The following is a 12,101-nucleotide window of genomic DNA, read 5'->3' as shown; positions in this document are numbered from 1 at the left end:
AATCTGTAATGGTTTTTGGCTCCCGCGCATGATGTCTGCTCATAGCGACCCAAGTAAACAGGAGCAGCAAAAATGAACGGCTTGAGCGATGTGCGTCTGTCGTTACACAGTCAGGAACTGGCGGCTGGGCAGGAGCGGGCAGCAGGGGCGACGTCCGTCCACAATGCGCCGTCCGGCCTCGGTCTCTGGGGCCTGTACTGGCACCGACTGCGTACACGCAAGGCGCTGCTTGAGCTGACCACCGAACAGTTGCGCGATATCGGCCTGAGTCGCGAACAGGCCCGGCAGGAAGGACTCAAGCCGTTCTGGCGGCTTTGAAGGCCCTTGCTGATCGGTAGCCGCTGACGCAGCCTGCGATCGGTTGCGCAGCGACCGCAAAAGGCCGCATCCGATTTCCCCGGATGCGGCCTTTTCATGCCTGTCGTGTGGCGGCTACAAATGCCTTCAGACCAGTTCTTTCAACCGATGCCAGAGCATCCCCAGCGCCAGCAGCGGCGAACGCAGGTGCTTGCCGCCCGGGAAGGTGATGTGCGGGACCTGGGCGAACAGATCGAAACCACCGCCCTGCTGGCCGCTGATGGCTTCGGCCAGCAACTTGCCGGCCAGGTGCGTGGCATTCACGCCGTGGCCCGAGTAGGCCTGGGCGTAATACACATTGGGTTGGTCTTTTAGGCGGCCGATCTGCGGCAGGCGGTTGGCGCCGATGCCGATCATGCCGCCCCATTGATAGTCGATCTTCACCGCCGCCAGTTGCGGGAACACCTGCAGCATCTTCGGCCGCATATAAGCGGCAATGTCCCGCGGGTCGCGGCCGGAATAGTGGCAGGCGCCGCCGAACAGCAAGCGTCGATCAGCCGAAAGGCGGTAATAGTCCAGGGCCACCCGCTGGTCGCAGACCGCCATGTTCTGCGGCAACAGGGCGTGGGCCAGCTCTTCGCTCAAGGGTTCGGTGGCGATGATGTAACTGCCGGCGGGCAGCACCTTGCCACCCAGATGCGGGTTGAGATCGTTGAGGTAGGCGTTGCAGCCCAGCACCAGGGTGCGGGCGCGCACCGAGCCCTGGGCGGTATGGACTTTGACCTGCGGCCCGTAATCGATGCGGGTCACGGCCGAGTGTTCGAACAGGCGCACGCCCAGTTGCTGCGCGACCGCGGCTTCGCCCAGGGCCAGGTTCAGCGGGTGCAGGTGCCCCGAGCCCATGTCGATCAGGCCGCCGACGTAACGGTCGGAACCCACCACACTGTGCATCTCATGGGCTTGCAGCAGGCGGGTTGCATGGCGATAGCCCAGGTCGCGCAGCTCCTGGGCGTCTTCGGCGAAACCTTCGAGGTCGCGCGGTTTGTTGGCCAGGTCGCAATAACCCCAGGTCAGGTCGCAGGGAATCTGGAAACGCTCGATACGCTGGCGGACGATTTCCACCGCTTCCAGGCCCATCAGTTTCATCTGGCGTACGCCGTCTTCGCCGATTATTGAGGCGAACTGCTCGAGGCCGTGACCCACTCCGCGAATCAGTTGCCCGCCGTTGCGCCCGCTGGCGCCCCAGCCGATCTTGCGCGCTTCCAGCAGAATGACGCTGAGCCCGCGCTCGGCCAGCTCGATCGCGGTGTTGAGCCCGGAGAAGCCGCCGCCGACCACGCATACGTCCGCCTGATGCTCGCCGGCCAGCGCCGGATAATCGGGCTGGGGCAGGCTGCTGGCGGCGTAGTAGGAGGCGGGGTGCGGATGGCCTGGCCCCGACGGCTGAACACGGGTGTTCATGTGGATCATCCTGATTCGTGTGTTTGGAAAATTTGACGGAGCATAAGCCGGACCTTTCCGGCGCGGCAACATTGGTCGGCCAGTGCTGTCTGCCACAAGGCTTTTAGGGCAAAATCGCGGCCTCTCCAGACTCCCGGTAAACGCTTCGATGAGCTGCAACAGCCAGAAAATCCGCACGCTCCGACAGCAGATCCCCTCTTTCGAGTGCGTGCCCGGCTGTCACGACTGCTGTGGTCCGGTCACTACTTCGACCGAAGAGATGTCGCGCCTGCCGCGCAAGACCCGGGCCGAGCAGGACGCGGCGATGGAAGAGCTGAACTGTGTGCACCTGGGGCCCAATGGTTGCACGGTGTATGACGAGCGGCCGCTGATCTGTCGCCTGTTCGGCACCACGCCGAGCCTGCCATGCCCCAATGGCCGGCGCCCGGTGGAGCTGATCCACCCGCGGGTGGAGAAGCAGATCCATGAATACATGGCGAGCACCCGGCAGGTGCTGGTCTGACCCAAAGCCATCGCGGGCAAGCCTCGCTCCTACAGGTTGCACAGGTCCCGTAGGAGCGGCCGGTCGACGCTCGATTGCCCGCGTAGCGATTACCCTGACAACACTGGTCCCGGCCCGTTGTAATCAATCCGGAATCGGCAGGCTCAGGCTCTCTTTCACCTCTTCCATCACGATATAGCTCTTGGATTCGCGCACGTGGGGCAGCTTGAGCAGGATGTCGCCCAGCAGTTTGCGGTACGAGGCCATTTCGGAAATCCGCGCCTTCACCAGGTAGTCGAAGTCCCCCGACACCAGGTGGCATTCCAGTACGTGCGGCAGTTTCAGCACGGCGCGGCGGAACTCCTCGAAGGTGTCGCCGGACTTGTAGTCCAGGCTGATTTCGACGAACACCAGCAGGCTACCCTTGAGGTGCTGCGGGTTGAGCCGGGCGTTGTAGCCCATGATGATGCCTTCGCGCTCCAGGCGGCGGACCCGCTCGGTGCATGGCGTGGTCGACAGCCCGACCTTTTCCCCCAGCTCGGTAAAGGAGATGCGCCCATCGGCCTGCAGGATGCGCAGGATATTGCGATCTATCTTGTCCAGCTCACGCTTTGTCTGGTGGTTGGTACGCATAGGGGATGCGCCTCCGTGAAAAGGGTTTTTGCCGAGAATTCTCGCCAAATATAGGCGTTTATATAGTGAAAAGCACTGGCCGTTGCTTTTTATACTGCGCGCATCTTCGCTCTGAATAACAAACGTCAGCGGTTATCCGCGATGAGGGATATGAAAATGCGCGTTCTGGTCTTGGGTAGCGGCGTGATCGGTACCACCAGTGCCTACTATCTGGCCCGTGCCGGTTTCGAAGTGACCGTCGTCGACCGTCAGCCGGCCGTTGCCATGGAAACCAGCTTCGCCAACGCCGGCCAGGTTTCGCCGGGTTATGCCTCGCCCTGGGCCGCGCCGGGCGTGCCGCTCAAGGCCATCAAGTGGTTGCTGCAGCGTCACGCGCCGCTGGCGATCAAGGCCACCGCCGACATCGATCAATACCTGTGGATGGCGCAGATGCTGCGCAACTGCACCGCGGCCCGCTATGCGGTGAACAAGGAGCGCATGGTCCGCCTGTCCGAGTACAGCCGCGACTGCCTCGACGAACTGCGCGCGGAAACCGGCATCGCCTATGAAGGCCGCAGCCTGGGGACCACCCAGCTGTTCCGCACCCAGGCGCAACTGGATGGCGCGGCCAAGGATATCGCCGTGCTCAAGGAGTCCGGCGTGCCTTTCGAGCTGCTGGACCGCGAGGGCATCGCCCGCGTCGAGCCGGCCCTGGCCAGCGTGACCGACATCCTGGCCGGCGCCCTGCGCTTGCCGAACGACCAGACTGGCGACTGCCAGATGTTCACCACGCGCCTGGCGCAAATGTGCACCAAGCTGGGTGTGGAGTTCCGCTTCGACCAGGACATCCAGCGCCTGGATTTCGCTGGCGACCGCATCAACGGCGTCTGGATCGACGGCAAGCTGGAAACCGCCGACCGCTACGTGCTGGCCCTGGGCAGCTACTCGCCGCAACTGCTCAAGCCGCTGGGCATCAAGGCCCCGGTGTATCCGCTCAAGGGTTACTCGCTGACCGTGCCGATCACCAACCCGGCCATGGCCCCGACTTCGACCATTCTCGACGAAACCTACAAGGTGGCGATCACCCGTTTCGACAACCGTATTCGCGTTGGCGGCATGGCGGAAATCGCCGGTTTTGACCTCTCGCTGAACCCGCGTCGGCGCGAAACGCTGGAGATGATCGTCAACGATCTTTATCCTCAGGGCGGTGATCTGTCTCAGGCCAGTTTCTGGACCGGCCTGCGTCCCACCACCCCGGACGGCACGCCGATCGTCGGCGCCACGCCCATGCGCAACCTGTTCTTGAACACTGGCCATGGCACGCTTGGCTGGACCATGGCCTGTGGTTCCGGTCGTCTGCTGGCCGATCTGATGGCGAAGAAAAAGCCGCAGATCAGCGCCGAAGGTCTCGATATTTCTCGTTACGGTAATCCTCAGGAGCCTGCAAAACATGTCAATCCAGCGCCAGCTCACCAATGAGCGCATGAGCCAGATCGTTGTCCACAGCGGTACCGTGTATCTGGCCGGGCAAGTCGGCGACGACCTGAACGCGGGGATTGAGCAGCAGACCCGTGAAACCCTCGCCAACATCGAGCGTTTGCTGGACCTGGCCGGCACCGACAAGTCGCGCCTGCTGTCGGTGACCATCTACCTGAAGGACATCGATGCACACTTCGCCGGGATGAACAGCGTATGGGACCAGTGGCTGCCAAAAGGCGTCGCCCCGGCCCGCGCAACCGTTGAGGCCAAGCTCTGCGAACCGGAAATCCTGGTCGAGCTGTCTGTCGTGGCCGCTCTGCCTTAAGCAAGATCCCTCTCCCGGTGCCACTGGTGGTTAACGCTATCGGCCGACGCCGGTTTTTTCTTCCCACATGACCGCCTAGAAGTCTGCCGCCATGCGTCCTGCCCGTGCCCTGATCGATCTTCAAGCCCTGCGTCACAACTACCAACTGGCCCGCGAAGCCTCGCCGGGCGCCCGTGCGCTCGCGGTGATCAAGGCCGATGCCTATGGCCATGGCGCGGTGCGCTGTGCCCAGGCGCTGGAAGCCGAGGCCGACGGCTTTGCCGTGGCCTGTATCGAAGAAGCCCTGGAGCTGCGTGCGGCGGGGATTCGTGCGCCGATATTGCTGCTTGAAGGTTTTTTCGAGGCCGATGAGCTGGACCTGATCGTCGAACATGATTTCTGGTGCGTGGTGCATTCGCTGTGGCAGCTGGAGGCCATCGAGCAGGCCACCGTCGCCAAGCCGTTGACGGTATGGCTCAAGCTGGATTCGGGCATGCACCGCGTCGGCCTGCATCCCAAGGATTACCAGCCGGCCTATCAGCGGCTGCTGGCCAGCGGCAAGGTGGCGAAGATCGTATTGATGAGCCACTTCGCCCGCGCCGACGAGCTCAGCTGCAGCAGCAGCGACGAGCAGGTCGCGGTGTTCGAGGCGGCGCGCCAGGGCTTGTCCGCCGAGATCAGCCTGCGCAACTCGCCGGCCGTGCTCGGCTGGCCGCACATCCCCAGCGACTGGGTGCGCCCCGGCATCATGCTGTATGGCTCGACCCCGTTCGAAGAACCGCATCCACTGGCCGCGCGCCTGCAACCGGTAATGACCCTGGAGTCGAAGGTGATCTGCGTGCGCGAACTGCCGGCCGGCGAGCCGGTGGGGTACGGCGCCAAATTCGTCACACCACGGCCGATGCGGATCGGCGTGGTGGCCATGGGGTACGCCGACGGTTATCCGCGGCATGCGCCGACCGGTGCGCCAGTGCTGGTGGCGGGACAGCGTACCCAGCTGCTCGGCCGGGTTTCCATGGACATGCTGTGCATCGACCTGACCGACGTGCCAGAGGCCGGGCTGGGTTCTACCGTCGAGCTGTGGGGCAAGAACATCCTTGCCAGCGAGCTGGCGGCCGCCGCCGATACCATTCCTTACCAGCTGTTCTGCAACCTGCGCCGGGTGCCACGCGTCTATTCCGGGGACTGAGCGGCACAGCGCATTGCCGAAAGTCGCCTTGCCCCCTGGGATTGGGGCCCAAGTGTTGTAAATACTGAACGCTATCGCCATGATAACGCTCAACTACAACAACGCCTGATCCCTAGGAGGCTGCCGCATTGGACGTCGGTGAACGACTGCAATCCATCCGTAAACTCAAAGGCCTTTCCCAGCGTGAACTCGCCAAGCGCGCGGGCGTCACCAACAGCACCATTTCGATGATCGAGAAGAACAGCGTCAGCCCCTCGATCAGTTCGCTGAGAAAGGTTCTTGGCGGCATTCCCATGTCGATGGTCGAGTTTTTCTCGGAAGAAATCCTCCAGGAAAAACCCACCCAGATCGTCTACAAAGCCAACGAGTTGATCGATATTTCCGATGGCGCGGTGACCATGAAGCTGGTGGGGCGGGCGCATCCGAGCCGGGCGATCGCTTTTCTCAACGAGATCTATCCGCCGGGCGCCGATACCGGTGAAGAGATGCTCACCCATGAAGGCGAGGAAACCGGGATTCTCGTGGAAGGACGCCTGGAGCTGGTGGTGGGTCTTGAGACATTCGTGCTCGAAGCCGGTGACAGCTACTATTTCGAAAGCACCAAGCCGCACCGTTTCCGTAATCCTTTCGATGCACCCGCGCGACTAATCAGCGCAGCCACGCCCGCGAACTTCTAATAGAAGAGGCGTCCTGCAAGGATTGCAGCGGTGCCCGAAGCAGCATTTCGCCTCTCTCTAATCCCCCTTTGAATCTAGGGTTGTTTCAGAGTGGCGGGCTAACCGCTATACTTGCGCCCGCCCGCGAAACCGTGGCCGTGGGCGTGACTAGCCACCATTGAGGGTGTACGCGTGAACCTAATTATGAAAATGCTGGCTGCACCAGCAACCGTATTGGCCCTCTGGGCTGTCAGCGCTCAAGCTGCGACCAACGACGACATTGCCAAGCGCCTCGAGCCGGTTGGCCAGGTCTGCGTCCAGGGTCAGGAATGCAAGGGGATGGAAGTCGCTGTTGCCGCCGGTGGCGGTGGTGCGAAGACTCCAGACGAAGTGATTGCCAAGCATTGCAATGCTTGCCACGGCTCCGGCCTGCTGGGCGCGCCGAAAATCGGCGACGCCGCTGCCTGGAAAGAGCGCGCGGATCACCAGGGTGGCCTCGACGGCATCCTGGCCAAGGCCATTACCGGTATCAACGCGATGCCGCCTAAAGGCACCTGCGCCGACTGCTCCGATGAAGAGCTCAAAGGCGCCATCCAGAAGATGTCCGGTTTGAAATAAGCACGGATCTTGCGCAAAAAAGCCGCTCACGAGCGGCTTTTTTCATGCCTGCGATTCGGCCGCTACTGTTCATTGCAGCAAAGACCCGGCAAGCTCGGTCCAACCTCAAATTCATGGAAGGTTCTGGAGGATCGGATGGTGCAGTCATGTTCTATCGAGCTGGCGGTCGATGAGGTCCTGGCACGCTTGCCGGCGCATATTCACCTGGGCATGCCCCTGGGGCTGGGCAAACCCAACCGCTTCGCCAATGCCCTGTATCGTCGCATCGCACAGCTGCCCGAACGCCAACTGACCATTTACACCGCCCTGAGCCTGGGCCGCCCGCCGCTGGGCGATGGCCTGCAACGGCGCTTCCTCGAGCCTTTCATCGAGCAGGTCTTCGGCGACTACCCCGAGCTGGACTTCCTCGCCGACCTGCACCGCAACCAGGTGCCGGCCAATATCCATATCGAACAGTTCTTCATGCAGCCCGGCAGCCTGCTCAACAGCTCGGCGGCGCAGCAGGATTATGTCTGCAGCAACTACAGCCACGCCGCGCGCGACATCAATGCCGCCGGCCTGAACCTGGTCGCGCAACTGGTGGCCCGGGACCCGCAGCAAGCCGACCGCCTGAGCCTGAGTTGCAACCCGGACATCACCCTCGACCTGTTGCCGATGATCTCCGAGCGGCGTGCCGCCGGCGAAACCATCCTGCTGCTGGGCCAGGTGCATCGCGACTTGCCTTACATGCCGGGCGACGCCGAGATCGACGCCACCACCTTCGACCTGTTGATCGACGAAGAGGAGGGCAGCACGCTGTTTTCCACGCCGAACATGCCGGTGGGGTTCCAGGATCATTTTATCGGCCTGCACGCCAGCACCCTGGTGCGCGACGGCGGCACCCTGCAGATCGGCATCGGCTCCATGGGCGATGCGTTGACGGCAGCGTTGCTGGCGCGCCAGGCGGACAACGACGGCTATCGGGCGCTGCTGGCGGACCTGGAGATCCAGGGCTGGAAGCCGTTGATCGAGCGCGAAGGCGGGGTGGAGCCTTTCGCCAGGGGCCTGTATGGCTGCAGCGAGATGTTCGTCAACGGCCTGCTGGCCCTGGCCGATGCCGGCATTGTACGGCGCAAGGTCTACCCTTCGGTGGCCCTGCAGCAGCAGGCCAACGCCGGGACCCTGGATGAAAACCAGGCGCTGGGCGGGGTATCGGTGCATGGCGGCTTTTTCCTCGGGCCGCGCAGCTTCTACCAGCGCCTCAGGGATCTGCCCAAGAGCAAGCTCGGCGAGTTCAACATGACCGCCATCAGCTACATCAACGAGCTGTACGGCCACGAAGAACTCAAGCGCCTGCAGCGCCTGGACGCGCGCTTTATCAACAGCTCGATCATGGTCACCCTGCTGGGGGCTGGGGTGGCGGATCAGCTGGAAGACGGCCGGGTGCTCAGTGGCGTCGGCGGACAATACAACTTCGTCGCCCAGGGCCATGCGCTGCGAGGCGCGCGCTCGATTCTGATCCTGCGCAGCTGGCGCGAATCCGCGGGCCTGGTCAGCTCCAACATCGTCTGGGAATACGGCCACTGCACTATCCCGCGGCACCTGCGGGACATCGTGGTCACCGAGTACGGCATCGCCGATCTGCGCGGCAAGACCGATGCGAAGGTCATCGAAGCGCTGCTCAATATCAGCGACTCGCGTTTCCAGCCGGGCCTGATCGAACAGGCGCAGAAGGCCGGCAAGCTGCCCAGGGATTTCCGCCTCGATCCGCGTTTTACCGACAACCACCCGCAACGCCTGCTGGCGATCCAGGCGCGGCGCCGGCACCTGTTCCCGGAATATCCGTTGGGCAGCGACTTCAGCGCAGAGGAGCGGGATTTGCTGCGGGCGCTGAACTGGCTGAAGAGCAAGTTCAAGCTCAGCGAGATTCTCGAATTGGGCAAGGCGGCGCTGGATGCCCCACCGCCCGAGGCGTTTCTGGCGCATCTGCAGCGGATGCAACTGGTGAAACCCGATGGCTGGCGCGAGGAGATCTATCAGCGTTTGCTGCTGGCGGCGCTGCGGGAGACGGCGCAGGCATGAGGTAGACGCCTGGCGGCGTCATCGCGGGCAATCGAGCGTCGACCGGCTGCTCCTACAGAAGCGGGTGGTCTCTGTAGGAGCGAGGCTTGCCCGCGATCAAGAGGCGAAGCCTCTTAGATAAAGGTCACCACGCCATCGGCCAGGGACTTGACCCGGGCCAGGGATTCCACGCGGTAGCCTTGCGCGTCCAGTTCGGCGCGGCCGCCCTGGAACGACTTCTCGATCACGATGCCCAGGCCGGCCACGGTGGCGCCCGCCTGCTTGATGATCGAGATCAGCGCCTGGGACGCCTTACCGTTGGCCAGGAAGTCATCGATGATCAGCACGCGGTCGCTGCTGGTCAGGTGGCGCGGGGAAATCGCCACGGTGCTTTCGGTCTGCTTGGTGAACGAGTACACGGTCGCCGACAGCAGGTTCTCGGTCAGGGTCAGGGACTGGTGCTTGCGCGCGAAGATCACCGGTACGCCCAGGTTCAGGCCGGTCATGATCGCCGGGGCGATGCCCGAGGCTTCGATGGTGACGATCTTGGTGATGCCCGAGTCCTTGAACAGCGTGGCGAATTCGTCGCCGATCAGCTTCATCAAGGCCGGATCGATCTGGTGGTTCAGAAAGGCGTCGACTTTCAGGACCTGGTCGGAAAGCACGATGCCTTCTTCGCGGATTTTCTTGTGCAGTGCTTCCATGAAGCTTTCCTCTGTTGACGCCTTGTGCGCCTGAGCTCTGATAAAAGGTGTTCGGTTAAAAATGCTGCGGTTAAAAAATGGCCAATTCTAGCGCTTTAACATCGCCCGTATATCCGCCAGTGCGTTATTGCCGCGCACGGCTTTGACTTCGGTCGGGGTGTCGTCGTTGCCTTCCCACGCCAGGTCGTCCGGCGGCAGTTCGTCGAGGAAGCGGCTGGGCGCGCAGTCGATGACTTCACCGTACTGCTTGCGCTTGGCGGCGAAGGTGAAGGCCAGGGTCTGGCGCGCGCGGGTGATGCCCACGTAGGCCAGGCGGCGTTCTTCCTCGATGGTGTCGGCTTCGATACTGGAGCGGTGGGGAAGGATTTCCTCCTCCATGCCCATGATGAACACATAGGGGAATTCCAGGCCCTTGGAGGCATGCAGGGTCATCATCTGCACGCCTTCGGCGCCGTCTTCCTCTTCCTGCTGACGCTCCAGCATGTCGCGCAACACCAGTTTGCCGATGGCGTCTTCGACAGTCATTTCGCCGTCTTCGTCTTTTTCCAGGGTGTTCTTCAGCGCTTCGATCAGGAACCACACGTTACCCATGCGGTAGTCGGCGGCCTTGTCGCTGGAGCTGTTGGTGCGCAGCCAGTTCTCGTAGTCGATGTCCATGACCATGCTGCGCAGGGCGGAAATCGGGTCTTCGCCGGCGCATTGCTCGCGCACCTTGTCCATGAAGCGCTTGAAGCGCGCCAGGCGGTCGGTGAAGCGGCTGTCCAGGTGCTCGCCCAGGCCGATTTCGTCGGTGGCGGCGTACATCGAGATCTTGCGTTCGGTGGCGTAGTTGCCGAGCTTTTCCAGGGTGGTCGAGCCGATTTCCCGGCGCGGCACGTTGATCACCCGCAGGAAGGCGTTGTCGTCGTCCGGGTTCACGATCAGGCGGAAGTAGGCCATCAGGTCCTTCACTTCCTGGCGCCCGAAGAAGCTGTTGCCACCCGACAGGCGATAGGGGATCTGGTGATGCTGCAGCTTCAGCTCGATCAGCTTGGCCTGGTAGTTGCCGCGATAGAGGATCGCGAAATCGCTGTAGGGCCGGTCGGTGCGCAGGTGCAGGCTGAGGATTTCCATGGCCACCCGCTCGGCCTCGGCGTCCTCGTTGCGGCAGCGGATCACGCGGATCTCGTCGCCATGGCCCATCTCGCTCCACAGCTGTTTCTCGAACTCGTGGGGGTTGTTGGAGATCAGCACGTTGGCGCAGCGCAGGATGCGGCTGGTGGAGCGGTAGTTCTGCTCGAGCATCACCACCTTCAAGGACGGGTAGTCTTCCTTGAGCAGCATCAGGTTTTCCGGGCGGGCGCCGCGCCAGGCATAGATCGACTGGTCGTCGTCGCCCACCACGGTGAACTGGTTGCGCTTGCCGATGAGCATTTTCACCAGCAGGTACTGGCTGGCGTTGGTGTCCTGGTATTCGTCCACCAGCAGGTAGCGCACCTTGTTCTGCCACTTCTCCAGGATGTCGGCGTGTTCCTCGAACAGCTTCACCGGCAGCAGGATCAGGTCGTCGAAGTCCACCGCGTTGAACGCCTTGAGCGTGCGCTGGTAGTGGGTGTAGACGATGGCCGCGGTCTGCTCCTTGGGGTTGCGCGCGTTTTCCAGGGCCTGGGCCGGCAGGATCAGGTCGTTCTTCCAGGCGCCGATCATGTTCTTGATCTCGTCGACGCCGTCGTCGCCCGAGTATTCCTTTTGCATGATGTCGGTCATCAGGGCCTTGACGTCGGTCTCGTCGAAGATCGAGAAGCCCGGCTTGTAGCCCAGCCGCACATGCTCCTTGCGGATGATGTTCAGCCCCAGGTTGTGGAAGGTCGACACGGTCAGGCCGCGGCCCTCGCCACTGCGCAGCAGGGTGCCGACCCGTTCCTTCATCTCCCGCGCGGCCTTGTTGGTGAAGGTCATGGCGACGATGTACTGCGCGCGAATGCCGCAGTTCTGGATCAGGTGGGCGATCTTGCGCGTGATTACACTGGTCTTGCCGGAGCCAGCACCGGCGAGCACCAAAAGAGGGCCGCCGACGTAGTTCACGGCTTCTTGCTGCCGGGGATTGAGTCGGGACATGACGAAAAAAGGGGTCTGTAGCGAAATGGGCGGGCATTTTAACAGGATGGACGGATTCTGCTGCTCTCTCCGACTTGTGACGCAGCACGCTATCTAAATTTGCCGGTTTTGATACTTTCCCTCAGGATGCGCGCTGAATATGCGTCTAATGTTCGAGTTAGAG

General features: G+C 62.5%; 12 protein-coding genes. 8 read left to right on the top strand and 4 right to left on the bottom strand.

Translation table 11 applies throughout. The features are described from left to right. The first annotated feature begins 72 nt into the window (after positions 1-72). Positions 73-318, top strand: coding sequence for a DUF1127 domain-containing protein (locus tag C4K27_RS30090; RefSeq protein ID WP_007921094.1), 246 nt, complete (start codon positions 73-75; stop codon positions 316-318). Between the two features lie 126 nt (positions 319-444). On the opposite strand, the gene C4K27_RS30085 is transcribed toward C4K27_RS30090, so the two are convergent. Beyond that, positions 445-1,758, bottom strand: coding sequence for an NAD(P)/FAD-dependent oxidoreductase (locus tag C4K27_RS30085; RefSeq protein WP_053263100.1), 1,314 nt, complete (start codon positions 1,756-1,758; stop codon positions 445-447). Between the two features lie 148 nt (positions 1,759-1,906). Between C4K27_RS30085 and C4K27_RS30080 the strand changes: the two genes are divergently transcribed. Beyond that, positions 1,907-2,260, top strand: coding sequence for a YkgJ family cysteine cluster protein (locus tag C4K27_RS30080; RefSeq protein ID WP_007932445.1), 354 nt, complete (start codon positions 1,907-1,909; stop codon positions 2,258-2,260). Positions 2,261-2,383: 123 nt separating this feature from the next. Here the strand turns inward: C4K27_RS30080 and C4K27_RS30075 are convergent, their stop codons facing one another. Further along, positions 2,384-2,872, bottom strand: a complete 489-nt coding sequence (locus C4K27_RS30075; protein ID WP_007932443.1) for an Lrp/AsnC ligand binding domain-containing protein — start codon at positions 2,870-2,872, stop codon at positions 2,384-2,386. Positions 2,873-3,028: 156 nt separating this feature from the next. Between C4K27_RS30075 and dadA the strand changes: the two genes are divergently transcribed. The 6 genes from dadA (at position 3,029) to C4K27_RS30045 (ending at position 9,158) form a co-directional block, all read left to right on the top strand. Next, positions 3,029-4,330 (top strand): D-amino acid dehydrogenase, encoded by a 1,302-nt coding sequence (dadA, locus tag C4K27_RS30070; RefSeq protein WP_053263273.1) that lies wholly within the window; start codon positions 3,029-3,031, stop codon positions 4,328-4,330. Beyond that, the gene (locus C4K27_RS30065; protein ID WP_009046176.1) at positions 4,302-4,655 is read left to right on the top strand and encodes a RidA family protein; all 354 of its coding nucleotides are present in this window, start codon (positions 4,302-4,304) and stop codon (positions 4,653-4,655) included. Before dadA ends, C4K27_RS30065 begins: the two co-directional genes overlap by 29 nt. 91 nt (positions 4,656-4,746) lie before the next feature. Beyond that, positions 4,747-5,823 carry an alanine racemase gene (gene alr, locus C4K27_RS30060; protein WP_053263099.1) on the top strand — a complete coding sequence of 359 codons (1,077 nt, stop codon included), beginning with the start codon at positions 4,747-4,749 and terminating at the stop codon, positions 5,821-5,823. Between the two features lie 128 nt (positions 5,824-5,951). Then, positions 5,952-6,500, top strand: a complete 549-nt coding sequence (locus C4K27_RS30055; protein ID WP_007932420.1) for a cupin domain-containing protein — start codon at positions 5,952-5,954, stop codon at positions 6,498-6,500. Between the two features lie 183 nt (positions 6,501-6,683). Then, on the top strand, positions 6,684-7,097 hold the full coding sequence (locus C4K27_RS30050) for a c-type cytochrome (RefSeq protein WP_009046174.1): 414 nt from the start codon (positions 6,684-6,686) through the stop codon (positions 7,095-7,097). Positions 7,098-7,232: 135 nt separating this feature from the next. Continuing rightward, positions 7,233-9,158, top strand: a complete 1,926-nt coding sequence (locus C4K27_RS30045) for an acetyl-CoA hydrolase/transferase C-terminal domain-containing protein (protein ID WP_053263098.1) — start codon at positions 7,233-7,235, stop codon at positions 9,156-9,158. 113 nt (positions 9,159-9,271) lie between these two features. On the opposite strand, the gene C4K27_RS30040 is transcribed toward C4K27_RS30045, so the two are convergent. Continuing rightward, entirely contained in the window at positions 9,272-9,841 is a 570-nt protein-coding gene (locus C4K27_RS30040; protein WP_007932417.1) for a xanthine phosphoribosyltransferase, read from the bottom strand. Between the two features lie 87 nt (positions 9,842-9,928). Further along, positions 9,929-11,938: a DNA helicase Rep gene (rep, locus tag C4K27_RS30035; protein ID WP_007932416.1), complete on the bottom strand. Its 2,010-nt coding sequence runs from the start codon at positions 11,936-11,938 to the stop codon at positions 9,929-9,931. Positions 11,939-12,101: the final 163 nt, after the last annotated feature.

Origin of the sequence: Pseudomonas chlororaphis subsp. chlororaphis (genome assembly GCF_003945765.1) — a bacterium.
GTDB lineage: Bacteria > Pseudomonadota > Gammaproteobacteria > Pseudomonadales > Pseudomonadaceae > Aquipseudomonas > Aquipseudomonas chlororaphis.
The sequence above is the reverse complement of the archived record's forward strand: the minus strand, read 5'-3'. Positions and strand labels throughout refer to the sequence as shown.

Bases quoted from the DNA above. Each gene is read 5' to 3' on its own strand.
- C4K27_RS30065 (WP_009046176.1), top strand. From the start codon at position 4,302: ATGTCAATCCAGCGCCAGCTCACCAATGAGCGCATGAGCCAGATCGTT.
- C4K27_RS30085 (WP_053263100.1), bottom strand. From the start codon at position 1,758: ATGAACACCCGTGTTCAGCCGTCGGGGCCAGGCCATCCGCACCCCGCC.
- C4K27_RS30050 (WP_009046174.1), top strand. From the start codon at position 6,684: ATGAAAATGCTGGCTGCACCAGCAACCGTATTGGCCCTCTGGGCTGTC.
- alr (WP_053263099.1), top strand. From the start codon at position 4,747: ATGCGTCCTGCCCGTGCCCTGATCGATCTTCAAGCCCTGCGTCACAAC.
- dadA (WP_053263273.1), top strand. From the start codon at position 3,029: ATGCGCGTTCTGGTCTTGGGTAGCGGCGTGATCGGTACCACCAGTGCC.
- C4K27_RS30040 (WP_007932417.1), bottom strand. From the start codon at position 9,841: ATGGAAGCACTGCACAAGAAAATCCGCGAAGAAGGCATCGTGCTTTCC.
- C4K27_RS30075 (WP_007932443.1), bottom strand. From the start codon at position 2,872: ATGCGTACCAACCACCAGACAAAGCGTGAGCTGGACAAGATAGATCGC.
- C4K27_RS30080 (WP_007932445.1), top strand. From the start codon at position 1,907: ATGAGCTGCAACAGCCAGAAAATCCGCACGCTCCGACAGCAGATCCCC.
- C4K27_RS30090 (WP_007921094.1), top strand. From the start codon at position 73: ATGAACGGCTTGAGCGATGTGCGTCTGTCGTTACACAGTCAGGAACTG.
- rep (WP_007932416.1), bottom strand. From the start codon at position 11,938: ATGTCCCGACTCAATCCCCGGCAGCAAGAAGCCGTGAACTACGTCGGC.
- C4K27_RS30045 (WP_053263098.1), top strand. From the start codon at position 7,233: ATGGTGCAGTCATGTTCTATCGAGCTGGCGGTCGATGAGGTCCTGGCA.